This is a genomic window from Streptomyces lunalinharesii (genome assembly GCF_039532155.1).
Classification (GTDB): Bacteria; Actinomycetota; Actinomycetes; order Streptomycetales; family Streptomycetaceae; genus Streptomyces; species Streptomyces lunalinharesii.
Window position 1 is genome coordinate 14,237 of sequence record NZ_BAAARK010000012.1, and the last position, 26,226, is coordinate 40,462.

Genomic DNA, 26,226 nt, shown 5'->3' on the forward strand with positions numbered 1-26,226 from the left:
CCCGCCGTCCGTCCTACGTCGCGTCCGCCCCCATCGCTCAACTGGAGGCAGCCGTCGCCTCTTTGACGGGCGGCGCGGCCTCTTCCGCAACACTGCCTGGGGCGGGTTCCTCGGGGCTCGCTCGACCGCCGGGCCGCCGGGGCAGCAGCGCAGCCGGGAGGAGGCCGAGGGCCACGCAGCCGGCCAGGAGCAGCAGGGCGGTACCCATCGCTCCGGCGAACGCGGCGGCGGTGCCGGCCGAACCGTGGGCGGGGGTTGCGGTCGCACTGGCGGCGACGGCGATGCCGAGGGTCGGACCGATGTTCATGGCGGTCTGCTTGAGTCCGCCGACGACCCCCGCGCAGCCGGGTGGTGCGTCACCGACTACGGTGCCCGTGGCGGTGACCATCACGGTGGCGAACCCCGCGCCCATCGCGGCGAAGGCCGCGCCCATGGCCCACCAGGTGCCGGTCGGGTCGAGTCGGGACAGTCCCGCGATGCCGAGGGCGAGCAGGGCCGTTCCGGTCAGCGCGCTGCGACGCGGGCCGTGGCGACGCAGCGCCGCCGCGGCGAGGGGCGCCCCGAGGACCATCAGGGCGGTCAGCGGAAGGACCCGCAGGCCGCTGCCGAGCGGGTCGAGGCGCAACACGTCCTGGAGGTAGAACGTGGCCGTGAACAGCGCGCCGAACAGGCCGGCGGAGGCGGCGAGCAGGAGCGCCATCGACGCCGTCACCGGTACGGACCGCGCCACGGCACGCGGCACGACCGGGTCCGCGCTGCGGCGTTCGTACCCGACGAGCACGACGGCGAGGACCACGACGGCCGCCAGTCCCGAGAGCGTGGGTGCGGCGGTCCAACCGTGCTCCGGTACGCCGACCAGGGCGCGGACCAGGAGGACGAGCACGGTCGCGAGGAGCGCGGCGCCGGTGAGGTCGAGCCGCGGCGTGCTTGCCGGACGGGCTGCCGGCGGGCGGACGGTCAGCGCGAGTGCGGCGATCAGCGCCGCGACGGGCACGTTGACCCAGAACACGGCCCGCCAGCCCAGGTGCACGACGAGGAGGCCGCCGAGGACCGGGCCGGCTCCGGCGGCCACGGCGATCGCGCTGGTGCGGAGCGCGACCGGCGTCCCGAGCCGGTCCGGCGGGTAGGTCAGCCGCAACAACGCCAGGGTCGCCGGTTGCAGCAGCGCGCCGCACACGCCCTGGGCGGCGCGCAGACCGATCACCCAGCCGATCGACGGTGCGAGCGCGATGCCGGCCGAGGCGGCCCCGAAGCCGAGCACCCCGGTGAAGAGGACCCGCTGGTGCCCGTACCGGTCCCCGAGGCGTCCGGCGATGACGAGGAGCGAGGCCACCGCGAGCAGATAGCCGGTGCTCGTCCACTGGACCTGTGCCACGCCTGCGCCGAGATCGTGTTGCAGGCGGGGTTGCGCCACCAGCAGTACCGTCCCGTCCAGGGCGACGAGCATCGCACCGGCCACGCTGACCAGCAGTGCGGCGTGCCACCGCGGGGGAGCGGTCACGGGCCCACCGGACCCAGGTGCGCGTCGAGCACCCGCGCGACGAGTCGGTCGAGCGGGTCGAGCCGGGCGGGCCGTTCCGGTCCGGCGTCGTGCTGCGCGGCGCCGGGTGGTTCGGCTTCGAGCACGAGTTGCAGGCTGCCCCACGTCCACAGCTGTGCGACGCCGTGCAGGTTGGACCACAGGGCGGCGGCCGTGACGGTGGGCGGTTCTTCCGCTCCCCGGTCCCGTTCCGCTCGGCAGGCGGTGACGAGGGCGACGAGGCGCGCGAAGAGCGGCAGGGTCGACTCCCGCAGCCGTGCCGGGTCGGACGCGTGCCGGGAGCTGTCGAGCAGGTCGTGGCGGAACATCAACTCGAACATGCCGCGCCGCTCCAGCGCGTACCCGACGTAGGCCCGGGCCACGGCCTGCACCTGGGCGCGCGGCGTGGTCGCACCGTCGATCGCGACGGTGAACTCGGCGCCGAGGTCCGCGAAGCCGCGGTGGGCGATCGCGGAGAGCAGGGCGTGGTGCGTGGGGAAGTGGCGACGGGGTGCCCCGTGCGACACGCCTGCCCGGCGGGCGATCTCACGCAGTCCGAGCGACGCGGAACCCTCCGTCAGGACGAGCTCCACTCCGACGTCGACGAGGCGCTCCCGAAGGGAATTCTCACTCTGCATAGACGCTGTCTACCAGCGTCGAGTAGACAGTGTCTACTCGCTGTGGGTGCGACGTGGCTCGGCCGCCGTCGGACGTGGCATGATCAGGGGATGTCCGAACGCATCATCGCTGCCTGTGACGGGGCCAGCAAAGGCAATCCGGGGCGTGCCGCCTGGGCCTGGGTCACCGCCGACGCCGGGGGGAACCCCACGCGCTGGGAGGCCGGCCCCTTGGGTACCGCGACCAACAACGTCGCCGAACTGACCGCCCTGGCCGAGCTGTTGGAAGCCACCGACCCCGCTCTGCCGCTGGAGGTCCGCATGGACTCCCAGTACGCGATGAACGCGGTGACCAAATGGATCGCCGGCTGGAAGCGCAACGGCTGGCTGACGGCGTCCAAGAAGCCGGTCGCCAACCGTGAGCTCGTGGTGCGCATCGACGCGCTGCTGGACGGCCGCGCCGTGGAGTTCCGCTACGTGCCGGCGCACCAGGTCGACGGCGACCCGTTGAACGCCATCGCCGACCAGGCGGCCAGCACCGCCGCCGTGACCCAGCAGGCCGCCGGCACCTCCCGGGGGGACCTGACGGTTCCGGAGCCCCGGGCCGAAGCGCTGCAACGGCCCGGCGGCGGAGCGGGCGCACCGGCCAAGCCGGCCCGGCGCACCGGGAAGGGCGCCACCATCAAGGCCAAGTTCCCCGGCCACTGCGGCACGTGCCGCGGGGCCTACGAGGCCGGCACGAAGGTGGCCAAGGGTCCGCACGGTTGGGGCCACCCGGACTGCCTCTGACGGACGAGGGGGCGGGCGGCGGCGGGAACCGGGTCAGGGTCGTCGCTCCTCCCGGGTCGCGAGCGGCACCGTCGGCTCGTCGACCGGCGCGGCGGGGCGGCCGGCCTGGACGGTCCAGACCCGACCGGTGCGGTCGTCGTCGAGGACCGTCCCGATGGCGGCGGCCACCTCGTCCGGGTCGGCGAGGAGCAGTCCGCGGGCGCGCAGGGCGGGGCGTACCGGCGCGAGGGCGGGCGTGTCCACCAGCCCGGGGCAGACGGTGTTGAGGCGGATGCCGTCTGCTTCCAGGCGCGGCGCGGCCGAACGGACCAGCCCGACGAGGGCGTGCTTGGCCATGGCGTAGAACACGTCGGGCGAGCCGGTGAGCCCCGCGATGCTGCCGGTGACGACGAGGCTCCCGCCACCGCCCCGACGCAGCCAGGGGAGGGCGGCGTGCAGGCCGTAGACGACGCCGTCCAGATCGGTGCCCATCGTGTCCCGGTAGCGCTGCGGGGTGAAGTCGTCCAGTCCGCAACGGCCGGCGACCGCCGCATTGAGCACCGCCGCGTCCAGTCGGCCGAACTCCGCCACCGTGCGCGCCATGGCGCGTTGGTTGTCGTCGGGCGAGGCGACGTCGGCGACGACGGCGAGACCACCGCACTCCTGGGCCACCGCCGTGGCGCGGGGGCCGTCGAGGTCGACGACGGCCACCCGCCACCCCCGGCCGGTCAGCCGGCGCGCCGTGGCTGCTCCGATGCCCGAGCCGCCGCCAGTGATCAGCACCACCGCGCGGCCGGCGGGACCAGTCGTCATGCTGACGGCCCGGTGGTGGCGAGGGGCGTGACGACCAGGCCGCGGCTGCGCAGCCCGTTGCGGCGCAGGAAGGCGCGCCCGAAGAAGCGCTGGAAGGCGAGGATCGCCAGCACGGTGACGCCCAGCAGCACGTCGTCGAGCAGCGGAACCAGGTCGACCGGCAGGGTCATCGCCATGACGACCCGTCCCGCGCTGTCGACCAGGCAGGCGACGCCCCAGAAGGCGCTGCAGATCCACAGCATCCGACGGAACGCCGGATGGCGGTCCCACGCGTCCTGTAGCGCCCGTCGTGCGTCCTCGTCGACGACGATCCGGGTCGCCTCGTAGAGGAACGGCCTCCTGGACAGCAGCGTGCACAGCATCCAGACACCGAGCGCGGCCATGCCCCATCCGTTGCGGATCAGCAGCAGCCGCGGGCTTCCGGTGACGAAGGACATCGCGACGGTCAGGCCCATCGTCCCGAGCACGAAGAGCGACAACCCGCCGATCCGGCGTTCGGTGACGAAGCCGCGGACCATGCCGGCCGTCGGCAGCACGGCCCCGGCCAGCAGGGCGAGGAACTGGTTCACGCCGAGCCAACGCAGGCCGTAGAACAGGGCGAGCGGGACGACGACGTGGCCGAGCAAGAGGCGGCTGAACGCCGCGCCGGACCGTGCGGGGCGCTGCGCGCCGGAGCTTTCTGCCACAACACAACCTTCCTGAACGTGGACTTGCGGAGGGGCCGGGCGGTGGAGTCAGCCGGAGCGGGTGGCGAGGTCGAACGCGGTGACCACCTCGTGGGCGTAGGCGTCGAAGTCCAGTCCGGGCTTGCCTCGCAGCCGCTGCGCCGCGGCGTCGACGGCACCGCGGATCATCACCGCCATGGAGCGGACGTCGAAGTCGCGGAACTCGCCGCTGCGTTGGCCGGACGCCAGCAGTTCCGCCAGTCCGCGGACGCTGGGTTCCTGCGCGCCCTGTTGGGTGTACGGCCGTCCGTCCGCATCGCGCACGTGCGGACCGATCTCCGTCAGCGCCAGCATCGCCCGCGGATGCTCGCGCAGGAACTGCACATTGGCTTCCAGGTACGCCCGCAGCTTGCCGGCCACGGTCTCCTCGGCCGCCATCCGTTCGCCGATGTACGCCGCTCCGGTCGTGAACACCTCCCGCACGATCTGGTGCATCAGATCGTCCTTGTCGGTGAAGTGGTACGAGATCATCCGGGGGCTGCTCAGCCCCGCCCGCTCGGTGATCTTCGCGAACGATGCCTTGGCGTAGCCGAGTTCGGCGATCGTGTCGATCGTCGCCTCGACGATCTGCGCCCTGCGGGCCGCGTTGGTGGACGTCCGCTGCGCTGTCTTCCCGGTCCGCACGATGGGCCTTCCGCTCTCCGAATTTATCTACGTGGATAAATTCTACCGCACACGAATCACCGTGAGTGGGCAGTCGTGCGGTGGCCCGCTCGGCGGCGGGCGCGGGACGGCGGAGATCGTCCGGAAGTGGACGATCGGGAGGGCGGGGGCGCGGTGGCCGCGGCGCGGACCGGGAGACGGAGCGGTCGGGGACTCAGGGGGTGGGGTGGTGCAGGGGGGAGCACGGGGGTGCGGGGTGGCGCCGGTCAGTCCCGGCCAATCGGGCAGTTGTCGGGACAACCGTCGTGCCGGACTCCCGCGTGGTCGCGGGCGCAGGGCTCGTACGCCCCGTGCTCCGCGGGCCGGTCGGGCTCCTCGTGGGCGTCGGCGCCGCAGGGGAACCGCGCCGACGCGGGGCACTCGCCGTCCGCGGCGCCGGCCGACCCGTCGTCGTCCTCCGGTGCCGGGGCCAACAGGACCTCGATGCCGGCCCGCAAGTACCGCTCCAGCGTGGCGTCCGGCACCGACGCCAGGGCGGGCGGGCGGATCTCCGTGCGCATCAGGCTGGTGCCGAGCATCCAGGCCGCCAGGAGTTCCGCGCGCAGGTCCGCGTCGGCGCCGCCGAGACGCGCGGCCAGCCGCTTGGTGAACACCTCCGTGTAGTCCGCGCGCAACCGCCCCACCGCCTCGTCGCGGCCACTGGACCGCAACACGGTCAGCACCGGGTGCGGGAAGTCGCCCTCCGTCGGCGCGCCCATGAGCAGCGCGCAGAACCAGTCGGGGATCGCTTCGATCGGCTCCTGTAGCAGCGGCTCGAACATCTTGCCCGTGCAGGCCACGTCGTTGAACAGCGCTTCCTTCGAGCCGAAGTAGCGGTAGACGAGTGCGGCGTCCACCCCCACGTCGCCCGCGATGTCGCGCACGCTGGTGCCCTCGTAGCCGAACTTGCCGAAGCGGAAGGACGCGGCGGCCCTGAGCGCGGTACGGGTGGCCGAGGCCGAGCGCCTTCGGGCCACCACCTTTGCCGTCCCGCCGTTCTGCACTCCTGTCACGTCACTGCACCTCCGTCGTCCGCGCCCCGTGCGTCATGCGCCCATGTTCCAGTCTGCGGCGACTGTCTCAAAGTCACCGGCCAATGTCATCAGTCGTTGACTTCTATTCGGGCCACATGACATACCTGAACCAGTTCAACGATTGATGACTTGAGTGCTTGCCATGCCGGGGCGGTGCCGACGGGTTCGACCCGTGCCAGGTCCGCCCGCACGGCGCGGCGGCGCGCGCTGACCCGCGCACCGCCACAGCCGCCGCACGCGTGCACCCCCCACGATCGGAAGTGGTGATCTGCTGTGCCTGCTCGACGCGTTGCCGTGATCGGAACCGGATACGTCGGACTGACCACCGGAGCCTGCCTGGCCTCGCTCGGCCACCGCGTGGTCTGCGCGGACGCCGACCCGAACAAGGTCGAGCGGTTGCGCCAGGCCCGGGTCGACATCCTCGAACCCGACCTGCCCGGGACCGTCCGGGACGCCCTGGACGCCGACCTGTTGGAGTTCACCGGCGACACCGCCGCCGCCGTCACCGAGGCCGAGGTGGTGTTCCTGTGCCTGCCCACGCCCATGGGCGCGGGCGGCGCGGCCGACCTCGCCGCCGTGGAGGCCGTCGCCGGCCAGATCCGCGACGTGCTGCCGACCGGCTGCGTCGTCGTCAACAAGTCCACCGTGCCGGTCGGCACCGGCGAGCGGGTCGCCGCGCTGCTCGGCCGGCCGGACGTGGCGGTGGTCAGCAACCCCGAGTTCCTGCGCGAGGGCCGTGCCGTCCACGACTTCCTGCACCCCGACCGCATCGTGATCGGCGCCGCCGACCAGGACGCCGCCCGGCGGGTGGCCGACCTGTACGCCGGACTCGACGCCCCCTTGGTGCTCACCGATCCGGCCAGTGCCGAACTGACCAAGTACGCGGCCAACTTCTTCCTCGCGATGAAGCTGTCCTTCGCCAACAACCTCGCCACCGTCTGCGAGCGCTTCGGCGCGGACATCAGCGACGTCACCGAGGGCATTGGACGCGATCCGCGGATCGGCTCCGCGTTCCTGCGGCCCGGGCCCGGTTGGGGCGGCTCCTGCCTGCCCAAGGACACCCACGCCCTGCTGACCGCGTGCGACCAGGCCGGCGTCGACTTCCCCCTGCTCAGCGCCACCATCGAGACCAACGTCACCCACCAGCGCCAGCTCGTCGAGCGCGTCACCGCCGCGTGCGGCAGCACCGACGGCTCGCTGCGCGGCGTACGGATCGCCCTGTACGGCCTGACGTTCAAGGCCGGCACCTCCGACCTGCGCGACTCGCCGGCGCTCGCCGTCGCCCGGCTGCTGCGCGAGCGGGGCGCCGAACTCACCGCGTACGACCCGGCGTTGCGCGAGGAGCGGCCCGACCTGAGCGATCTGGTCGACCTCGTCGACGATCCGGTGCGGGCGGCGGACGGGGCCGCGGCCTGCGTCGTCCTCACCGAGTGGCCTGAATTGCGCGACCTCGACTGGGCCGCGATCGCCGCGCGGATGGCCGGCCACGAGGTCCACGACTTCCGCAACCTGCTCGACGCCGACCGGCTCGCCCGGGCCGGGCTGAGCTGGCAGGGCATCGGACGCACTGCGGCGCCGGCCCGGGTGGCGTGAATCGTGCGGCGGCCGGTGTTCCGCTCGCGTCCGGACGCGTCCACGGACCGCTCCGGCCGGCCGGCCGCGCCCCCTCCCCAGCAACGAAGAAATCCCTAGAGAAAGGCTCCCGCCATGCGGGTTCTGTGCACCACGCTCGGCAGCCCCTCCCACGGGCGTGCCCAGCTGCCCCTCCTGCGGGCCCTCGCCGAGGCCGGACATCAGGTGCTGGTCGTCACCACCGACGTCCTGGCCCCCGTCTTCCGTGACGACGACGTCCAAGTACAGGCCGTCCTGCCGGAATTCGACCCGACCGCCAAACTGGCGCCCTACCTCGCCGACCTCCAGGCAACCACCGACGAGACGGAGCGGATGGCGCAGCTGAACCGGCTGATGCTGCGCAGCGTGGCCGGTCCGGGCATCAAACCGCACCTGGACATCCTGCTGCCCCTCGCCCGCGACTTCGGCCCCGACCTGATCCTGCGGGACGGCATGGACATGGGCGCCGTGCTCACCGCGGAGCTGCTGGGCGTTCCGCAGCTTCCGACGCCCTCCGGCTTCAGCAACATCCTGGACCCCGCCGAGGTGCTGCCCCAGCTCAACGAGCGACGCGCCGAGCTGGAACTGCCCGTGCACGACGACCCGTTGTCCGTCGTCCCGCACGGTCGCGTCGACTACGTACCGGCCGCCTTCTCCTTCGCCCAGCACCTGCCCCAGACGTGGTCCTACCGGCAGACGGTGGACGTCGAACGCCGCGGCGTGCTGCCCGATTGGGTGGCCCAACTGCCCACCGACCGGCCGCTGGTGTACGCCGGGATCGGCACCGCCCTCCCGGTCCTGAAGGAGCGCTCCGGGGGCCGGTCGGTGCCGCTGCCCATCGAGATGCCGGACGGCAGCGAGAGCCTGCGCACGATAGCGGAGGCGGTGGCGGAGCTCGACGACTGCACGGTCGTCGTGTCCACGTCCGGGATGCCGCTGGACACCACGGGCCTGCCGGGGCACGTGCACGTCGTCGAACGCGTCCCGCAGCCGCTGCTGTTGGAGTCCGTCGACCTCTTCCTCACCCACGGTGGTTTCAACAGCATCCGCGAGGCGATGCGCACCGCGACGCCGCTGGCGGTCCTGCCGCACTTCGGGGACCAGTACGCCAACGCGGACCGCGTGGAGGAGCTGGGCCTGGGCCGTCACCTCACCGACCGCAGCGCGGCCGGCATCGCCGACACCTGCCGCAAACTCCTCGCCGACCCCGCCCCCCGGGCGCGGGCCCGGTCGGCGCAACTGGCGATGCTGACGTTGCCGGGCGTCGAGCGGGCGGTCACCGACCTGGAAGGGATCGCCGGGTAACCGCTCGGCCAACGGGCCGGGTGACGCGAGCCAGCTCCGTCACCCGGCCCCTCCCCGATCCCCCAACCACCCACCCCCCAAGGACCACACGTGACCTTCTCCGACGCCCGACAGCAGGGCACGGCCGGGGACGCACCCGCGCGGCTCAGCCACCGGCAGATCACCGCCGTCATGTCCGGGTTGGTGCTCAGCATGTTCCTCGGGGCACTGGACCAGACGGTGGTCTCCTCCGCGCTGCGGACCATCGCCGACGACCTGCACGGACTCACGGCCCAGGCATGGGTGACCACCGCGTACCTGATCACCGCCACCCTCGCCACCCCGCTCTACGGCAAGCTCTCCGACCTCCACGGCCGCCGACCCGTGTACCTCGCCGCGATCGCCCTGTTCACGGTCGGCTCACTGCTGTGCGGCACGGCCGGATCGATCTACGAACTCGCGGCGTTCCGCGCGGTCCAGGGCATCGGCGGCGGCGGACTGATATCCCTGGCGATGACGATCGTGGCCGACATCACCACCCCGCGCGAACGGGGCCGCTACCAGGGCTACTTCATGGCCGTCTTCGGCGGCGCCAGCATCGTCGGACCGCTGGTGGGCGGCGCGTTCGCGGACCAGGCCACGCTGCTGGGCATCGCCGGCTGGCGCTGGATCTTCCTGATCAACGTGCCGCTCGCCGCCGCGGCCGCCGTGGCGATCGTCCGCGTGCTGCGCTTCCCCCACCGGCCGGTGCGGCACCGGCTCGACTACCCCGGCGCGCTCGCCCTCGCCGTCGGCCTGGTGCCGCTGCTGACCGTCGCCGAACAGGGCCGCACCTGGGGGTGGGACGCGCCCCAGGCACTGCTGGCCTACGCGATCGGCGGGTTGGGCCTCGCCGCGTTCGTCGTGGTGGAACGACGGATGGGGGACGCCGCACTGATACCGCTGCGCCTGTTCCGCATCCGCACCTTCCGGCTCGGCGTCGGGCTGCACTTCGTCGTCGGCATCGGCATGTTCGGCGCGATGACGACGCTGCCGCTCTACCTCCAGCTCGTCCGCGGCATGACGCCCATGGCGGCCGGTCTGGCCACCCTCCCCACGGTCGCCGCGAACCTCGCGATCACGCTGCTGGTGGGGCGGCTGATCGCCCGCACCGGCCGGTTCAAGGCCCATCTCGTCGCCGGTGCCGGCTCGTTGACCGCCGCGATGATCGTCTTCGCCACCCTGCGGGAGGACAGTCCGCTGTGGCACGCGATGGTCGGCATGGCCCTGATGGGCGCGGGGCTCGGCGCGTCGATGCAGACGCTCACCACGCTCGCGCAGTGCGAGATACCCCGCACCGACATGGGCGCGGCCACCGCGTCGGTGAACTTCTTCCGCTCCAACGGCGGCACGATCGGCGCCGCGGCCTTCCTGTCGATCCTGTTCAGCACGGCGGCCGGCCACATCGCCGACCGGCTCGCCGCGGCCCGGCACGACCCCGCCTACGGCCGACTGCTCGCCCGGCCCGACAACGCGCACGCCCTGGCGGGGGTGCTGCGCCCCGGCGGCGGCGTCGAACTCCAGGACTCCGCCTTTCTGCGCGCCCTCGACCCCGGTGCGGCGCTGCCCTTCCTCCAGGGGTACGTGGCCTCGATGCGCCTGGTCTTCCTCGCCGGCGCCGCCGTGACCCTGGTCGCCTTCCTGGTCGCGGCCTGGCGGGTCCCGAAACTCACCCTCTCCGACGAGTAGCGGCGTCCGGGCGACCGCAGGACCGGACCGACCTCCCGTCGGGCTACAGGTTGACGCCACCCGTGACGTCGAGCTTGGTGCCGGTGACCCAGCGCGCGTCGTCGGAGGCCAGGAAGGCGACCGCGTCGGCGATGTCCTGGACCCGGCCGATCCTGCCGAGGGCGGTCAGGTTGATGTTGCGCTCCTGGTTGGTGGGGTCGGCCAGCACCTCGGCGGTCATGTCGGTGTGGGTGAAGCCGACGGAGACGGCGTTGACGGTGATCCCGCGGGGGCCTAGGTGCTTGGCCAGGGTCTGGCTGAAGACTTCCAACGCCCCCTTGGTGAGCGGGTAGCCGATGCCGTGGGCCGAGGCGATGCGGGTGGAGACGGACGAGATGTTGACGATCCGGCCGCCGTCGCGCAGGCGGGGCAGCAGCCGCTGGGTGAGGAAGAACGGCGCCTTGACGTTGACCGCGACCATCCGGTCGAACTCCTCGGGGGTGAGGACCTCGATGGGGCGCCCCATGATGTTGATGCCCGCGTTGTGCACCAGGATGTCGAGGGCCGCTTCCCCGTGGGCGCGCAGTCCGGTCTCCAACCCGGCCACGAGCGTGTCCACGTCGCCGGGGACGCCCAGTTCGGCCCCCACGACGAACGCCCGGCCCCCGGCCTCGGCGATGGCCGCGGCGGTCTCCGCGGCCGCCGCCTCGTTGCGGCCGTAGTGCACGGCGACCAGCGCGCCGTCCCCGGCCAGGCGTTCGGCGATGCCCCGCCCGATGCCCCGGCTGCTGCCGGTGACCAAGGCGACCTTTCCGCTGAGGTTTCCCATGGTGTGCTCCTCGCTCGTGTGGGGTAATGCCTTCCTTCAACGCCAAGTGAAGTTAGGGTAGCCTAAGTTCGGTTGCGTGGCGTGGCGTCGACCGCGGCGCGAACCGAGTGGCCGAGGCCCCTGGAGCGGACGGTCCGTCATCTGCTTCGATGCCCACCGGATCGCACGGTGAGGAGGTGCTGCACAGGTGGTGTCGATGGAGAAGGTGCTCGTGTTCGCGGCCATGTCGCTACTGGTGATCGTGATTCCGGGGCCGAGCGTGCTGTTCGTGGTCGGCCGGGCCCTCGCGCACGGCCGCCGCACGGCGCTCGCGACGGTCCTCGGCAACCTGATCGGCTCCTACGCCCTGGTGTGCGCCGTGGCCTGGGGGCTCGGCGCGCTGGTGGCGCGTTCGGCGGCGGTGTTCACGGCCGTGAAGCTGGCCGGCGCGGCCTACCTCATCTACCTGGGCGTGCACACGTTCCGGCACCGCGGGGACCTGCGCGCGGCGAACCCGGGCGCCCCGGTGGGGGAGCGGCGCGGTGATCTCCGGACGGTCCTGGACGGCGCCCTCGTGGGCGCCACCAATCCGAAGGGCATGGTCTTCTTCGCCGCGGTGCTGCCGCAGTTCGTGAACCACGCGGCCGGCCACCTCCCCGTCCAGATGATGACGTTGGGCCTGGTCCCGGTCGTCATCGGCCTGATCACGGACACCCTGTGGGGCCTGGGCGCTTCGGCGGCCCGCTCCTGGCTCGCCCGCTCGGAGCGCCGCCTGTCCGGGATCGGCGGGGCGGGCGGCCTCGCACTGATCGGCCTGGGTGTGACGGTGGCGGCCACGGGGCGCGCCGACTGACGCGCACCCGCACCGCTCGCGACCAGGTGCCCGGAGTCAACGGTGTCGGCCGCCGGTGCCGGCCAACTCTGCGGTGCGGGCCGCGCGTTCGTCATCGGCTGCCGCGACGACGGGCGTCCGCACCCGCATCCGGTCCGGCCGCCGCCCGGGTGACTGCGAGCAGCGCCATGTCGTCGGTGATGCGGCCGCCGGTGTGCCGGTTGACCCGTGTGAGCAGGCCGTCGAGCAGCGCCTCGGGCCCGGGGAAGTCCGTGCCGGCCAGGCCGGTCGCGGGGTCGTAGAAGACCCCCGCGCGGTCGCGGGCCTCGTTCAGGCCGTCGGTGAACAGCAGCAGGGTGGACCCCGCGGGGAAGGGCACCGTGTCGGCCCGCTCCTGGACGGTGCCCAACTCCGCCAGGCCCAGCGGCGGGGCGGGTTCGGGCGGCTCGGCGCTGTGCACCTCGCCGGCGTGCAGCAGCAGCGGCGCCGGGTGACCGCGGTTGACCAGCCGCAGTTCACCGTCGCGGTACGGGATCTCGACGAGGATCCCGGTCACGAACCCCTCGATGCGCTCGGGGCCGGTGCGTCGCCCCCGTTCCCGCAGCAACGCCCGCTCCACCCGCGTCGCCACCCCGACGAGCGTGGGCTCCTCCTCGGCGGCCTCCCGGAACGCCCCCATGGCGACGGCCACCACCTTGATGGCCTCCAGGCCCTTGCCCCGCACGTCGCCGACCAGGCAGCGCACGCCGTACGGGGTGTCCTGCGCGCTGTACAGGTCGCCCCCGATCTGGGCGTCCTTCACCGCCGCTTGGTAGCGCACCGCGATCCGCAGCGGCCCGATCGAGGACGGCGGCTGCGGCAGCACGGCGCGCTGCGCGGCGAGGGCGATCCGGCGCGCGGACTGGAGGCGCACGTGGCTGTAGTACATGAGGCGGTTGACGACCACGGCGAGGGCCGAGACCGTCACGACGGCCGCCAACTCGCTCCACCCACCGGAGTCCGTGATGAGTCCGAAGTGCGTGAGCAGCGCGATGTCGGTGGCACAGGCCCCGATGCCGGCCAGGACGGTCGCGCGCAGCGACAGCAGGGCGGCGGCCGTCATCGGCGCCGCCGTGTAGAAGGCCTCCGCGCTGATGTGCGGAGACGTGGCGTAGTCGAAGAGGGCGCCCACCACGAGCAGGACGACGGGCAGCAACTGGAGGTGGCGCAGGCACCAGCGCCCGAGGGCGGCGCGCCCCACGCGCGAGCCCCTCACGTCCCGGCTCCCGCTCCGTCGCGCTGTCGCACACCACCAGCATCCCCGCGCCGGAGGGCGCCTGCCAGTCGTGGCCCGGCGGGCGGCCGACCGCCGGGCGCAGGGCGGTGGAGCCGGCACGCCCGGCATCCTTCGAGGTCCGTCCACGGTCCGTAGCCGGCCGGTGGGCGGCGGGTAGCCCCGGCACTCCGGCGGCCCGGAGGCCCGCCCGGCGGCCCCGGCGCGTGCGCGCTCGGGTCCGAAGGACGGACCGGTCAGTCGAGCACCCGGCCGAGGAAGTCGCGGATGTGCCCGGTGACGGTTTCGAGGTGGCTTTCGAGGGCGAAGTGGCCGGACTCGATCAGGTGGATCTCGGCGTCGGGCAGGTCCGCGCGGAACGCCTCCGCGCCGGCCGGCCCGAAGATCTCGTCGTGGGCACCCCAGACGGCCAGCAGCGGGACGCGGGAGTCGCGGAAGTACGCGTGGACGCGCGGGTAGAGGGCGACGTTGGTGGGGTAGTCGCGGAACAGCTTCAGCTGGATCTCGGCGTTGCCGGGGCGGTCGAGCAGTGCCTGGTCGTGGACCCAGTTGTCGGGGCTGACCAGGGTGGGGTCGGCGACCCCGTTGAGGTACTGCCAGCGGGTGACCTCCACGGTCAGCGCGGCGCGCAGCGGAGCTTCGGTGGCCGGGGTCGGGTCGCCGGCGTAGGCGAACAGGCCGTCCCAGAAGGACTTCACGAAGCCTTCCTCGTAGGCGTTGCCGTTCTGCGTGACGATCGCGGTGACGCGGTCCGGGTCCTGGAGGGCCAGTCGCCAGCCGAGGGGGGCGCCGTAGTCCTGGACGTACAGGGCGAAGCGGTGGACGCCGAGCTTGTGGAGGAGGCCGGCGGTGACGTCGGTGAGCGCCTCGAAGGTGTAGGGGAAGTCGCCGAGCGGGGGCATTGCGGACTGGCCGAAGCCGATGTGGTCGGGGGCGATGACGTGGTACCGGTCGGCGAGGGCCGGGATGAGGTTGCGGAACATGTGGGAACTGGTGGGGAAGCCGTGCAGGAGCACCACGGTCGGGGACTGCGCGTCGCCCGCCTCGCGGTAGAAGACGTCGAGGCCGTCGACGTCGGTGGTGCGGTGGTGGACTGCGGGGACCATGGCGTGCTCACCCTTCCGTGCGTCGTCGACAGTCATGTAACTACTCGACCGGCGCCGGCCACCGCAGGCGCGCGCGACCCACCGCGCCACCGCGCGTCGTGCGGGGCCGTGGGTCGGGATCAGGCGCAGTCGGGGCACACGCCCCGGTAGGTCATCTCGACGCCGGAGACGGCGAAGCCGAACCGCTCGGAGGCGGGCAGGTCGGCCAGCGGGTCGCCGTCGGGGTGGACGTCACGGATCGCGCCGCAGCGCGAGCAGACCAAGTGGTGGTGCGGGCGATGGGCGTTCGGGTCGTAGCGCTTGGCGCGGCCGTCGGTGGTCACCTCGGTCACCTCACCGAGCGACACCAGCTCGCCGAGGGTGTTGTAGACGGTCGCGCGGGAGATCTCCGGCAGCCGGGTGGTGGCGCGCGCGAGCACCTCGTCCGCAGTGAGGTGGACGTGCTCGCCGTCGAGAACCTCGGCGACGACCCGGCGCTGGGCGGTCATCCGCCAGCCGCGTCCGCGAAGCCGTTCCAGCAGGTCGCTCATGGTCACCGGCCTCACAATGCATCGTCTGGCTCATGAACTCGTATGGATCTGGTTGCCGTATTGACTTGGACCTGGTCCATCGTAGGATCTGTTCCTGCGATAGCCAAGGGACGAGACAATCGCAGGGAAAAGCACGTGACGGTTCACCAGACGGCTCCGCTCACCACCGAATCCTGTCGTGTCGGTCGCGGACAGCCACCGCAGCCCGTGGGCGGGCGTCAGCCCGAGTGCGTCGTCCACGCGCGCGGCGCCGGCGCCCGGACGGTGACCACGTCGGCGTCGCGGCGATCACCCCCGGGGCGTGCGGTCCGGTGGGCCGCGTCTTTCCGCACACCGTGACCGGGCCCACCACCGCTCCGTTCACCGTGGCGGGAGCCCCACGCGGCATCCGGCCGGCCGGCGGCGTCGACCGCACGGCCGGCGGGGGCCCGACCGCGTCCGCCGACAACGGCTTCCCGGTCACCGAGGCCGAGGTCGTCCAACGGGGGCATGCGCCCCGAGAGTTCCACTGCTGGCGGTTGCTGAGCACGGTGATCCGCCTCATCCGGAAGGATTCCCATGTCTGAGATCCACGACGCACAGGCCGTAGACGGCGAAGGCGGCTGTCCGGTCGCGCACGGGCGCGCCGCCCACCCGACCCAGGGCGGTGGAAACCGCCAGTGGTGGCCGGAGCGGCTCAACCTGAAGATCCTCGCCAAGAACCCCGCGGTGGCGAACCCGATGGGCGAGGAGTTCGACTACGCCGAGGCGTTCGAGAGCCTGGACCTCCCGGCCGTGAAGCGGGACATCGCCGAGGTGCTGAGCACCTCGCAGGACTGGTGGCCCGCCGACTTCGGCAACTACGGCCCGCTCATGATCCGGATGGCCTGGCACAGCGCCGGCACGTACCGGATCAGCGACGGCCGCGGCGGCGCCGGCGCCGGCCAGCAGCGGTTCGCGCCGCTCAACAGCTGGCCGGACAACGCCAGCCTCGACAAGGCCCGTCGCCTGCTCTGGCCGGTCAAGAAGAAGTACGGCAAGAGCATCTCGTGGGCCGACCTGCTGGTCCTCACCGGCAACGTCGCGCTGGAGACGATGGGCTTTTCGACCTTCGGCTACGCCGGCGGTCGCGAGGACGTGTGGGAGGCCGAGGAGGACGTCTACTGGGGCCCCGAGACCACCTGGCTCGGTGACGAGCGCTACACCGGCGACCGGGAGCTGGAGAACCCGCTCGGCGCGGTCCAGATGGGCCTCATCTACGTGAACCCCGAGGGCCCCAACGGCAACCCGGACCCGCTCGCGGCGGCCCGCGACATCCGTGAGACGTTCCGCCGGATGGCGATGAACGACGAGGAGACCGTCGCCCTGATCGCCGGCGGCCACACCTTCGGCAAGACCCACGGCGCCGGTCCGGCGGACCACGTCGGCGCCGACCCCGAGGGCGCCCCGATGGAGCAGATGGGCCTCGGCTGGCAGAGCTCGTTCGGCACCGGCGCCGGCCCCGACGCGATCACCAGCGGTCTGGAGGTCACCTGGACCACCACCCCGACCCAGTGGAGCAACGGGTTCTTCAAGAACCTCTTCGAGTACGAGTACGAGCTGACCCAGAGCCCGGCCGGCGCCAACCAGTGGGTGGCGAAGGACGCCGAGGCGATCATCCCGGACGCGCACGACCCGTCGAAGAAGCGCCTGCCGACGATGCTCACCACCGACCTGTCGCTGCGCTTCGACCCGATCTACGAGCCGATCTCGCGCCGCTTCTACGAGAACCCGCAGGAGTTCGCGGACGCCTTCGCCCGCGCCTGGTTCAAGCTGACGCACCGTGACATGGGCCCGGTCGTGCGCTACCTCGGCCCGGAGGTCCCCTCCGAGGTGCTGCTGTGGCAGGACCCGCTGCCGGAGCGCACCGGTGAGCCGCTCGACGCGGCGGACGTCGCCGCCCTCAAGGAGCAGGTCCTCGGCTCCGGCCTCACGGTCGCCCAGCTGGTGTCGACCGCCTGGGCCTCCGCCTCCACCTTCCGCGGCGGCGACAAGCGCGGCGGCGCCAACGGCGCCCGCGTCCGGCTGGAGCCGCAGCGCAACTGGGAGGTCAACGACCCGGACGAGCTGGCGCAGGTGCTGCGCACGCTCGAGGGCGTCCAGGGGTCCTTCAACTCCGCTGGCGGCAAGCAGGTTTCGCTGGCCGACCTGATCGTGCTGGCGGGCGGCGCGGCCGTCGAGAAGGCGGCCGCGGACGCCGGCTTCGACGTCGAGGTGCCCTTCGCGCCGGGCCGGGTGGACGCCGCCCAGGACCAGACGGACGTCGAGTCGTTCGACGCGCTGGAGCCGGCCGCCGACGGCTTCCGCAACTACGTCGGCAAGGGCAACCGCCTGCCGGCCGAGTTCCTGCTGCTCGACCGGGCGAACCTGCTGACGCTGAGCGCCCCCGAGATGACCGCCCTCGTCGGCGGCCTGCGGGTCCTGGGCGCCAACCACGGCCAGTCGAAGCACGGTGCCCTCACCGACCGTCCGGGCACGCTGACGAACGACTTCTTCGTCAACCTGCTGGACCCGGGCACCACGTGGAAGTCGACGTCCTCGGCGCAGGACGCGTTCGAGGGCCGCGACGCCAGCGGTGCGGTCAAGTGGACCGGCACCCGTGCCGACCTGGTCTTCGGCTCGAACTCCGAACTGCGGGCCGTCGCCGAGGTCTACGCGAGCGACGACGCGCAGGAGAAGTTCGTGGCCGACTTCGTCGCGGCGTGGGCCAAGGTCATGGACCTCGACCGGTTCGACCTCGTCTGATCGTCCGCCCGTCCGGTGACGTCCGGGTCGGCCCGCTGGGGTCGGCCCGGACGTCTTCGTTTCGGCGCGCCCGCCTACCGGTCCACCGGGAACGCGTCGCACGTACGCGGCGCGCGCCCGGTCGGCGTGGAGCGCCAACGGGTCGCGCGCGAACCAGTGGAACCGGGGGTGCGTAATTGCCGGTTCGGATTCGCCCGGCCGCGCGCCACTGCAAGCATTCCGCGAGGCATTGGCCAAAGGCGGGGAGTGGGGGCGGAGAAGGGTTTTTTCGCGTAGCGGAGGCGCGAATGGCGGACGGGGTCGGCGTACCGGTTCAGTGCCTTCGGCGGGCGTGGTAGACGAGGCGGTGGGGGGAGCTGTCCTGGCCGTATCCGCGGTCGATTGCGAGGAGTTCGAAACCCGCGCGGGCGAGAACTTCGTCGAGGTCGAGCGCGCGGTGGTAGACCCAGCGTTCGGTCACCTCGGTGAGGACCCGACCGGCCCGACGGAATTGCTTCTCGATGGCCACGTGGTCGGCGTGCAGGCAGTGGCGCTCCCATTCCTCCACCCGTCCGCCGGCCTCCGGGCAGGTCTCGGCGAGACTCAGCCGCCAGTCGGTTTCGGTACGGGAGTCAAAACTCTCGCTGACGTCGATGTGGACGGAACCACCCGGTGCGAGGACGCGGGCGGTCTCCGTCAGGGCCCGTTCCCGGTCCTCGGGCGTCAATAGCAGCTGGAGCGTCGAATAGGGGATGACGGCGGCGTCGTGCGGTCCCCGGAGCGGAAGGCTGCGCATGTCCCCGCAGACCGGATGCAGGCCGGGGGTGCGGGGAATGCGCGCGAGCCGTTCCCGGCTGAGGTCCACGGCGGTCACCCGGCGGCGCTCCGCGTGCCGTGCCAGGGCGCCCGCCACCCGGCCGGTGCCGGCTCCGAGGACCAGCACGGAGGCGTGCGGCTCGGTCAGGCGGGTCCAGTAGGCGGTGTCGTCGCGTTGCCGGCGCAGTCGGTGGGTGTTGTGCCAGTCGTAGAGCAGGGCCTCCCACTGGGCGGGTGTCACGGTGCGGGGCTCCTCGTGGTGTGGGGCGGTCGATGGGGGCGCCGTTCGGAGGGGCGGGCCGGTAGCGCGGTCGCGCGCTCCCGTGGTGGCGGAATACGGCGGGGGCCGGGAAAAGTCGGCGTCATGCTACCCACCGGCCTTTGCGCTACCCGCCGCCCTTTACGGCTCCGGCGTGCGCCGAGGGAAATCGGCCAGTGTCGGGACGTCTCCTCATGGGGCACCGAGGTCGGTTTTGAAGCCCTTGGCGGGGTGCCTCAAGGGGTGCAGTACGAACCTCCGAAATTTTTCCTCCCGTTCGAGAAGGCGCGATATCTCCGCCCTTCTCGTGAGCGTATGAATATCCGGTCATGGGTGGTCGTCGGGTCCATGCTGACCTGATTCGATCGTCCTGACAGGCCGGTGGAGCGGCGTCGGGGCGGTCGTGACCGGCGGGTGAATCCGGCTTCTCGGCGAAGCGTCACGGTGGCTTTACGAGGGCGTCGTTCGGAGTTCTCCGGGGCCGGCAATTCCGCGCGAAGGTCGAACGGGACGGGAGCCCGTGGCGGTGGCCCGGCATTGTTTCCGATGGTGTGCCGGGTGCGGGGCCGGATGTCGGCGTTTCAGCCAAAACCCCTGGTGCGGACTGGAGTTGGTTGACCGTTTCCGAGCAATCATGCTTGGGTTTTAAGGAATCGCGGCAGGCGTGTTTCTCCGTGCCGTGAGCTAAGGGGCGTGGGCGTCCTGGACCGTCCGCCGTAGTAAGCGACCCCTCCGCCTTACAGCGCCCCGCATCGAAAAGAAATCGGAATCCGGGAGGTGAGTTGAGTGGGACACCCGTCGGTGCACACCCGTACCCGCGCCGAAATTTGGAGGGGGTTCACCGCCGTCGAACGGCGGGAGGTCGGCACGGTCGTCGTGTCGACCCTCCAGAGCCAGAGCACCTCCGCGCTGCTGCTCCTCCTGCTCTCCCTGCTCGCGCTGCGGGTGACGGGTTCGCCCGCGAGCGCACCGCTGGTCGTGGCGGTCGGCGCGCTGCCCGCGCTGCTGCTCGTCCGGGCCGTCCGGACCGTCAACCAACACGTCGACCACCGCTGGGTGATGCTGCTGTCCGACGCCGGCGCCTTCGTGGTCGCCGTGACGCTCTGGCAGCTGGTGCGCGCCGGCGGCGTGCACGCCTGGCAGATCTACGCCGGCATGTTCCTCTTCGCCGCCTTCGGGGCCTTCTACCTGCCCGCGATGCGCGGCTGGGTCGCCGGCCAGACGACCGGCCTGGAGCAGCTGACCTGGCTCAACGCGATGCTGGCCGTCGCCACCCAGGCGGCCGTGGTGGTCGGTTGGGCCCTCGGGGGAGTGCTGGCGTCGTCGATCGGCATCCAGGTGTCCCTGGGGCTGTGCGCCCTGTCGTACGCGGTCGGCCTGGTGTTGCAGTTCGTGGTGTTCGTGGTGGTCAACCGGGCGCCGTTCCGCAAGCCCGCGGGTGCGGTGGGGGCGGCGGAGCCGGACCAGGCGGGCGCGGACCGGGCGTCCGGCGGCACCCGGGTGTGGCGGGACGTGTTCTCACCGCGGCGCCTGGGACTGTTCACCGCCGCACTGCTGTTGATGGAACTCACCCACACCCTCGGCTTCAGCATGTTCGTCCCGCTGTTGACCGGCGGTGCCGCCGACCGGTCCTGGATCGCCGGCACGGCCAACGCCTGCTTCGCCCTCGCGGCGATGATCAGCGGTGTACTGGTCTCCGGCGGCGCGCTGGGGCAGTGGACCAGGGCCCGGGCACCGCAGGTCGTCCTCGTCGGCTTCGGCGTCCAGATCGTGTTCGGGCTGAGCGCCGCGCACCCGGTGTGGGCGATCGGGCTCTACGCCGTGGTGGGCCTGCTCAGCGGGGGCGACGCGGCGCTGCAGAGCGAAGTCCAGGACCGCTGGCGCCCGGCCGGCTCGGCCCAGGCGTTCGCCGTCTTCGGCGCGGTGCAGGGGCCCGCGCAACTGGTCGGGTCCCTCACCGTCGCCGCACTGTTGACCTGCCTGTCCGTGGGGACGGTCTACCTCGGCACCGTGGTGGTGCTGGGCCTGGGCTCGGGGGTGGTGCTGATGTTGGCCAGATCCCGGGCCGAGGTCCGGCCGCCCCGTGTCGAGGCCCCCGTTTGACGTCCCGGCGCCGCCGGTTCCGTCCCCGGACCGGCGGCGCCGCACCAGATGAATTCACGAGAGGAACCACGACATGGCCGATCTTGCCTTGTACGGTCTCGGCGAAATGGGCGCGGACATCGCGCGGTGCCTGGTGTCGCGCGGCGTCGCACTGCACGCGTACGACCCGGTGGCCGACGTGACGTTGGCGGCGGAGAACTTCCACCGCTGCCCGACGGCGGCGGAGGCGGCCCGTGCGGCCACGGTCCACCTCGTCGTCGTGAAGCGGCCGGACGACGTGCGGGCCCTGCTCTTCGGCGCCGACGGGCTCTGCGCCGCCGCGCCCGCCGGCTCCCACGTGGTGCTGCACACCACCCTCACCCCGCAGACCGTCCGCGAACTGGCCGAGGAGGTGCGGCGGCAGGGGCACGTCCTGTTGGACGCCGCGCTCAGCCGGCGGAACGGTCTGATCAGCGAGGGCTCGCTGTCCCTGTTCGTGGGCGGGACGGCGGAGGAGGTCACCGCCGTGGGGCCCGTCCTGGACCGCTACGCCGACAACGTGGTGCACGCCGGGCCCACCGGCGCCGGAATGACCGTCAAGCTCTGCAACAACTGGCTGCTCTACAGCAACCGGCACGCCGCGCTCCAGGCGCTCAGCACCGGGCGGGCGCTCGGCGTCGACCCCGACGTGCTGCGCGGCGCGCTCGCCTCGTCGACCGGTTCCAGCTGGGCCCTCGCGCACTACTCGGAACTCGACGAGGCGATCGTCAGCGGCCGGGGCGCCCCGGCCGTGGTGCGCGACCGCACGACGTCCGAACTGCGGATGGCCCGGGACATGGCCGTCACCGACGGCCGGGTGCCCACCAGCCTCCAGGAGACCTTCGCGCTGCTCGACGCGATGTGAGCCGCCATCCCGCCGGCGCCGGAAAGCCGGCCCCGCCCGTCCGGAAGGGCGCACATGCACAGTGACACCGTTTCCCCCGAGGAGCTCGACAAGGCCGTCGCCGGCCTGCCCGTGCAGGTGTGGAACGCGCCGACGGCGGCCGAGCTCTACGGACAGACCCTCAACCTCGTCTGCCGGACCCGCGGTGGCCGCACGGCCGGCGCCTGGGTGGTCCCCCTGGACGACCACGGAACGGCCGCCCGTCGTCCCTTCCGACTCCTGCCCTACGCCGCACCGTGGGTCGACCCGGAACTGCACCCCGTCGACCGCCACCGGGCGGTCCTGTCGATGACCCGGGCACTGATGGACCGGGTGGCGTCGGCGGAGCTGCCGATGGACCCGCGCTTCGGAGAGGCGGCCGCCCTGGCCGAAGCGGGGGCCGAACTCCTCTGCCGGCACACCCGCGTCCTGGAGCTGCACCCCGACCGCGACCCCCGCACCGGGTACGTCGCCACCGCCCGGAACCACATCCGGGCCGCGGCCCGGGGGCACACCGTGCGGGCCGCCCCGCTCGACGCGTTCGACTTCTCCCGCGCCGTCGTCGGCCAACCGCCGGACGCCGTCGCCGCGCGGCGCAGGTCCGGGCTGCACGTCGGCGGCGTCGAACCGGCGCTGTGCCTCGCCGCGACGGACCCCGACGGGACCTGTCGCGGCCAGGTGTTCGTCCTGCTCTGCGACGGCGCCGCGGTGCTCATGCACTCGTGGTTCGACCGCGCGGGCGCCCGCGGGGTGCCGAGCCTGCTGGTGGACGAGGCGATCGCGTGGGCGGGCCGGCAGCCCGGCACCGACCTGTTCGACTTCGAGGGCAGCGTGCTGCCGGGCGTCGACCGCTTCATGGCCGGGTTCGGCGCCCGAGCCTGCGCCTACCCGCAACTGCGGTGGCGCCGGTCGGCCGAACCGGGCCCGGGAGCGGGGGAGTTCGGATGACCGCCACCGGCCGGCCGACCGAACCCCCGCCCGGCACCGACCCGCCCGGCGCGGCCCCCGCGGCGCGGCACCGCCCCGCGCCGGACCGGGCCGCACCGGTCCACGACCTCACCATCGTCGACCTCGACGCCCTCACCCCGGCCCAGGAAGGCGCCTGGACGACGGCGTTCCGGCGCCACGGCACGCGGTTGCAGCAGTCCCCGGGGTACGCCCGCGCGGTGCGCGCCGCCGGACACCGGGTCGTCGTCGCCCTCGCGCCAGACGGCATCGCCGCCTTCACCGACGAGGGTGCGGTGCTCACGGCGGTCGGCGACGACGAGCCCGTGCTGACCGAACACGGCCGGGCGGAGCACCTCGCCCGCCTGGTCACGGCCGTCCACCGGGCCACCGGCGCGTCCGTCTACCTGCCGCTGGTGGCCGCGGCCCACGCCGAAGCCTGCGCCCGCGCCGGATGCACAGTCTGGCGCCGCCCGCCCAACTCCCTGATCGACTGGTCCCGTGACGGCGCCGACCTGTGGGAACGCGCCCTGGCACGCGGCTCCTCCCAACTGCCCCGGAAGCGACGCCTGGTGGAGCGCGACGGCCTGGTGCTACGGCCCGGGACGTCCGGTGCGGCCGCCTTCGCGCAGGTCCTCGAAGTCGACGACCGCTCGTGGAAGGCCCGCCAGGGACAGAGCATGCGGCTGCGCGGTGGACAGGACGCCCTCTACGGACGACTGGTCGGCACCGGCGAGATCACGGCGGCCCTGCTCCTCGACGGCGAGCGGCCGGTCGCCTTCCGCCTGGACGCCCGGGTCGGGGACCGGCTGACGAGCCTGAAGTGGTCCTACGACGAGGGCTACCGGCGCTACTCGCCCGGGCTGTACCTGCTGACGGAGGGACTGCGGCAGGAGTGGGCGGGCCGCGGGGTGCGCACGGTCGACCTGCACGGCAGCCCCGACGCGCTGAAGGACCTGCTCCACAGCGAACGCGTGCCGCGGGCCGACGTGTGGTGCGGCGCCGCGGACCGGGCCGCCCTGAGGGCACGCGAGCGCGCGGCGTTGGACGCCCGGGTGGCGCGCGTCCACGAGGCGGGGAAGGGGCTGCGCCATGCCTTCGACTGACCCGGTGGTGGACGCCGCGGTCCGGGACCTGCTGGACCGTTGGGGTCAGCCCGCCGCGGCGTTCTGCGCCTCCGGCGGCGCGGCGCTGGAAGCGGCCCTGGAGGTGTGGGAAGTGGGCGCGGGCGCCGAGGTCGTGGTGCCCGACGTCGGCTGCCACTCCGTCGCCGCGGCCGTCGTCCGGGCCGGCGCGGTGCCGGTGTTCGTCGGCGTCGGAGAGGGCTTGACCCTGCACCCGTCGGACGTGGCGGCGGCGTGCTCCGCACGGACCCGGGCGGTCATCGCGGTGCACCAGTACGGGCTGCCGTGCGACGTGCCGGGCATCGTCGCGGCCGTCCCCCGCGACGTTGCGGTGATCGAGGACGTGGCCCAGACCTGGGGCTCGACGACCCGGGGCGTGCCGGCCGGCTGCACCGGCACGCTCGCCGTCACCTCGTTCGGTCCGTCCAAGCCGGTGGCGCTGGGCGCCGGCGGTGCGCTCCTCGGCCCGGCCCACCTGGTCTCCGGTGCCGTCGCGCGGGGCGACACGTCGGACCGGCACCGCCCGCGCCCCCCGTCACCCGCGCGCTTCCCGGCGCCCCTGTACCCCCTGCTCCCGGCCGCCATCTCCCAGGCCGACCGCCAACTGGCCCTGCGCGAAGCGGCAGTTGAGCGTTTTGTCGAGAGTGACTTGGCCAGGCACTTCCGCCTCCCCGGCCTCCCGCCCGGATCCAACGCCGGTTGGACCCGCGTGCCGCTCTACCCGGCACGGTCCGCAACGCCGCGCCACCTCGCGCAGCTGACGGACGCACTGGGGCCCGCACAACGGATGCACCCGCGGCCGCCGTCCGCCCTCCCGATGTTCCGCGGCCGGGAAACCCGCGTGGTGACCGGCAGCCGGCGGCCCGTGGAACCCCTTCTCGTCAAGATTGGATGACCCCTCATGACGGTGATCAATCCGCACCAGTTCTTCGACCTGTCGCGGGAGGACCAGCAGTCCCTCACCCACTTCCGGGCCACCCTCGCCGACGGCCAGCTCTTCCGCTACGTCGACGGGGACCGCGAGTCCGCCAACGCGCTCATCGAACGCCACTTCGCCGGGTACTTCCGCAAGGAGGCCGCCACGGCGGTGGCCAACGGCACCGTCGGACTGCGCCTGGCCCTGCGGGCCCTGGGTATCGGACCCGGCGACCGCGTCCTGGTCAGCGCCTACTCCTTCATCGCCTGCGCGATGGCGGTCTCCGCGGTGGGGGCGGTGCCCGTCCCCCTGGACCTGGACACCGCCCTCACCCCCGACACGACCGCACTGGAATCGCCGGACGAACCGATCGCCGCGGTGATGGTCGTCCACGTGCAGGGACACGCGTTACCGGCGGGGCGACTGCGGGAACTCTGCGACCGGCTGGGCGTCCCGCTGATCGAGGACGTCTGCCAGGCGCTCGGGGCGTCGTCCGCCGACGGGCGGGCCGGTGAACTCGCCGACGTCGCCGTCACCAGCTTCCAGCAGTCCAAGCAGATCTCCTCCGGCGAGGGCGGACTGGTCGCCGGTGGCGCCGAGGTCGTCGAGCGGGTGTACCGGATGGCGGACCTGGGCGCGGTCCGCCACGACGGCGGTCTGCCCGACTGGGACGACGAACGGGCGGTCGTCGGGGACAACCTCCGGATGACCGAACTCCAGGCGGCCCTGGTCATGGACCAGGCCCTGACGTTGCATCAGACATTGGCCCGGCAGCGGGGCCTGCGCAGCAGTCTGCGGGAACAACTCGGCGCCGACACACCGGTCCTGGACAGTTCCCGCCCGGAAGGCGACGCGGCGTCACACACCCTGTTCGTGGCCCGCAGCACCGCCGACGCCGCGGACTTCTGCACCGGGCTCGCGGCCCGTGGCGTCCTCGCCCGCGTGGTCTGGAAGAAGACCTACCCTGAGTACGGATTGTTCCGGCGCCTGCTGCCGAGCGCACCACACCCGTGGCCGAAGAAGGCAGAGGCGTTGGCGCCCAGGATCCTCAGCGTTCCGACCTCGAAGTACCTGACGGAGGCAGCCGTTTCCCAGGTGGCCGAGGCCGTCGTGGCGCACCGACACCATCTCGTCCAGGAAAGGTAACCCCC

At 72.8% G+C, this 26,226-nt stretch carries 24 protein-coding genes; 13 read left to right on the plus strand and 11 right to left on the minus strand.

The genetic code is table 11. The features are described 5' to 3' along the window. Positions 1-37: 37 nt before the first annotated feature. Both ABD385_RS19570 and ABD385_RS19575 read right to left on the minus strand, forming a co-directional pair. Positions 38-1,447, minus strand: coding sequence for an MFS transporter (locus ABD385_RS19570; protein ID WP_344578109.1), 1,410 nt, complete (start codon positions 1,445-1,447; stop codon positions 38-40). Between the two features lie 50 nt (positions 1,448-1,497). Then, a complete protein-coding gene (locus ABD385_RS19575; protein ID WP_344577636.1) occupies positions 1,498-2,157 on the minus strand; it encodes a TetR/AcrR family transcriptional regulator in 660 nt (219 codons plus the stop codon). Positions 2,158-2,247: 90 nt separating this feature from the next. Between ABD385_RS19575 and ABD385_RS19580 the strand changes: the two genes are divergently transcribed. Then, positions 2,248-2,925, plus strand: coding sequence for a ribonuclease H family protein (locus tag ABD385_RS19580; protein WP_344577639.1), 678 nt, complete (start codon positions 2,248-2,250; stop codon positions 2,923-2,925). A 33-nt stretch (positions 2,926-2,958) separates the two neighbouring features. On the opposite strand, the gene ABD385_RS19585 is transcribed toward ABD385_RS19580, so the two are convergent. The 4 genes from ABD385_RS19585 to ABD385_RS19600 form a co-directional block, all read right to left on the minus strand. Further along, on the minus strand, positions 2,959-3,717 hold the full coding sequence (locus tag ABD385_RS19585) for an SDR family NAD(P)-dependent oxidoreductase (protein ID WP_344577642.1): 759 nt from the start codon (positions 3,715-3,717) through the stop codon (positions 2,959-2,961). Beyond that, complete coding sequence (locus ABD385_RS19590; RefSeq protein WP_344577645.1) at positions 3,714-4,403, minus strand: VC0807 family protein; 690 nt, start codon at positions 4,401-4,403, stop codon at positions 3,714-3,716. The genes ABD385_RS19585 and ABD385_RS19590 overlap by 4 nt, the downstream gene beginning before the upstream one ends. Before the next feature lie 48 nt (positions 4,404-4,451). Then, positions 4,452-5,066, minus strand: a complete 615-nt coding sequence (locus ABD385_RS19595; RefSeq protein WP_344577648.1) for a TetR/AcrR family transcriptional regulator — start codon at positions 5,064-5,066, stop codon at positions 4,452-4,454. 245 nt (positions 5,067-5,311) lie between these two features. Continuing rightward, positions 5,312-6,097: a TetR/AcrR family transcriptional regulator gene (locus tag ABD385_RS19600; protein WP_344577651.1), complete on the minus strand. Its 786-nt coding sequence runs from the start codon at positions 6,095-6,097 to the stop codon at positions 5,312-5,314. 315 nt (positions 6,098-6,412) lie between these two features. On the opposite strand from ABD385_RS19600, the gene ABD385_RS19605 reads away from it, so the two are divergent. The 3 genes from ABD385_RS19605 to ABD385_RS19615 all read left to right on the plus strand — a co-directional run bounded on the left by ABD385_RS19605 (position 6,413) and on the right by ABD385_RS19615 (position 10,741). Beyond that, positions 6,413-7,711: a UDP-glucose dehydrogenase family protein gene (locus ABD385_RS19605; protein WP_344577654.1), complete on the plus strand. Its 1,299-nt coding sequence runs from the start codon at positions 6,413-6,415 to the stop codon at positions 7,709-7,711. A 114-nt stretch (positions 7,712-7,825) separates the two neighbouring features. Next, entirely contained in the window at positions 7,826-9,034 is a 1,209-nt protein-coding gene (locus ABD385_RS19610; RefSeq protein WP_344577656.1) for a glycosyltransferase, read from the plus strand. Positions 9,035-9,124: 90 nt separating this feature from the next. Beyond that, the gene (locus ABD385_RS19615; protein WP_344577663.1) at positions 9,125-10,741 is read left to right on the plus strand and encodes an MDR family MFS transporter; all 1,617 of its coding nucleotides are present in this window, start codon (positions 9,125-9,127) and stop codon (positions 10,739-10,741) included. A 43-nt stretch (positions 10,742-10,784) separates the two neighbouring features. Here ABD385_RS19615 and ABD385_RS19620 read toward each other — a convergent pair whose 3' ends face one another. Then, positions 10,785-11,549 carry an SDR family NAD(P)-dependent oxidoreductase gene (locus tag ABD385_RS19620; RefSeq protein ID WP_344577665.1) on the minus strand — a complete coding sequence of 255 codons (765 nt, stop codon included), beginning with the start codon at positions 11,547-11,549 and terminating at the stop codon, positions 10,785-10,787. A gap of 196 nt (positions 11,550-11,745) precedes the next feature. On the opposite strand from ABD385_RS19620, the gene ABD385_RS19625 reads away from it, so the two are divergent. Further along, positions 11,746-12,381: a LysE family translocator gene (locus ABD385_RS19625; RefSeq protein WP_425585437.1), complete on the plus strand. Its 636-nt coding sequence runs from the start codon at positions 11,746-11,748 to the stop codon at positions 12,379-12,381. A 91-nt stretch (positions 12,382-12,472) separates the two neighbouring features. Here ABD385_RS19625 and ABD385_RS19630 read toward each other — a convergent pair whose 3' ends face one another. The 3 genes from ABD385_RS19630 to ABD385_RS19640 form a co-directional block, all read right to left on the minus strand. Next, positions 12,473-13,615: a PP2C family protein-serine/threonine phosphatase gene (locus ABD385_RS19630; RefSeq protein ID WP_344577671.1), complete on the minus strand. Its 1,143-nt coding sequence runs from the start codon at positions 13,613-13,615 to the stop codon at positions 12,473-12,475. A gap of 254 nt (positions 13,616-13,869) precedes the next feature. Continuing rightward, positions 13,870-14,739: an alpha/beta fold hydrolase gene (locus ABD385_RS19635; protein WP_344578113.1), complete on the minus strand. Its 870-nt coding sequence runs from the start codon at positions 14,737-14,739 to the stop codon at positions 13,870-13,872. Positions 14,740-14,858: 119 nt separating this feature from the next. Next, positions 14,859-15,269: a Fur family transcriptional regulator gene (locus ABD385_RS19640; RefSeq protein WP_344578116.1), complete on the minus strand. Its 411-nt coding sequence runs from the start codon at positions 15,267-15,269 to the stop codon at positions 14,859-14,861. A 335-nt stretch (positions 15,270-15,604) separates the two neighbouring features. Here ABD385_RS19640 and ABD385_RS19645 point away from each other — a divergent pair, with 335 nt between their 5' ends. Continuing rightward, positions 15,605-15,835, plus strand: coding sequence for a hypothetical protein (locus ABD385_RS19645; protein WP_344577674.1), 231 nt, complete (start codon positions 15,605-15,607; stop codon positions 15,833-15,835). After that, positions 15,828-18,032, plus strand: a complete 2,205-nt coding sequence (gene katG / locus ABD385_RS19650; RefSeq protein ID WP_344577682.1) for a catalase/peroxidase HPI — start codon at positions 15,828-15,830, stop codon at positions 18,030-18,032. Before ABD385_RS19645 ends, katG begins: the two co-directional genes overlap by 8 nt. A 313-nt stretch (positions 18,033-18,345) precedes the next feature. Here katG and ABD385_RS19655 read toward each other — a convergent pair whose 3' ends face one another. Further along, the gene (locus tag ABD385_RS19655; RefSeq protein ID WP_344577683.1) at positions 18,346-19,068 is read right to left on the minus strand and encodes a class I SAM-dependent methyltransferase; all 723 of its coding nucleotides are present in this window, start codon (positions 19,066-19,068) and stop codon (positions 18,346-18,348) included. An 804-nt stretch (positions 19,069-19,872) separates the two neighbouring features. Between ABD385_RS19655 and ABD385_RS19660 the strand changes: the two genes are divergently transcribed. The 6 genes from ABD385_RS19660 (at position 19,873) to ABD385_RS19685 (ending at position 26,221) form a co-directional block, all read left to right on the plus strand. Continuing rightward, complete coding sequence (locus ABD385_RS19660; protein ID WP_344577686.1) at positions 19,873-21,189, plus strand: MFS transporter; 1,317 nt, start codon at positions 19,873-19,875, stop codon at positions 21,187-21,189. Between the two features lie 73 nt (positions 21,190-21,262). Next, positions 21,263-22,072, plus strand: coding sequence for an NAD(P)-dependent oxidoreductase (locus ABD385_RS19665; protein WP_344577689.1), 810 nt, complete (start codon positions 21,263-21,265; stop codon positions 22,070-22,072). 54 nt (positions 22,073-22,126) lie between these two features. Next, complete coding sequence (locus ABD385_RS19670; protein ID WP_344577692.1) at positions 22,127-23,038, plus strand: hypothetical protein; 912 nt, start codon at positions 22,127-22,129, stop codon at positions 23,036-23,038. Beyond that, positions 23,035-24,141, plus strand: coding sequence for a GNAT family N-acetyltransferase (locus tag ABD385_RS19675; protein WP_344577700.1), 1,107 nt, complete (start codon positions 23,035-23,037; stop codon positions 24,139-24,141). The genes ABD385_RS19670 and ABD385_RS19675 overlap by 4 nt, the downstream gene beginning before the upstream one ends. Further along, a complete protein-coding gene (locus ABD385_RS19680; protein ID WP_344577704.1) occupies positions 24,128-25,054 on the plus strand; it encodes a DegT/DnrJ/EryC1/StrS family aminotransferase in 927 nt (308 codons plus the stop codon). The genes ABD385_RS19675 and ABD385_RS19680 overlap by 14 nt, the downstream gene beginning before the upstream one ends. A gap of 6 nt (positions 25,055-25,060) precedes the next feature. After that, positions 25,061-26,221 carry an aminotransferase class I/II-fold pyridoxal phosphate-dependent enzyme gene (locus tag ABD385_RS19685; protein ID WP_344577711.1) on the plus strand — a complete coding sequence of 387 codons (1,161 nt, stop codon included), beginning with the start codon at positions 25,061-25,063 and terminating at the stop codon, positions 26,219-26,221. Positions 26,222-26,226 lie beyond the last annotated feature (5 nt).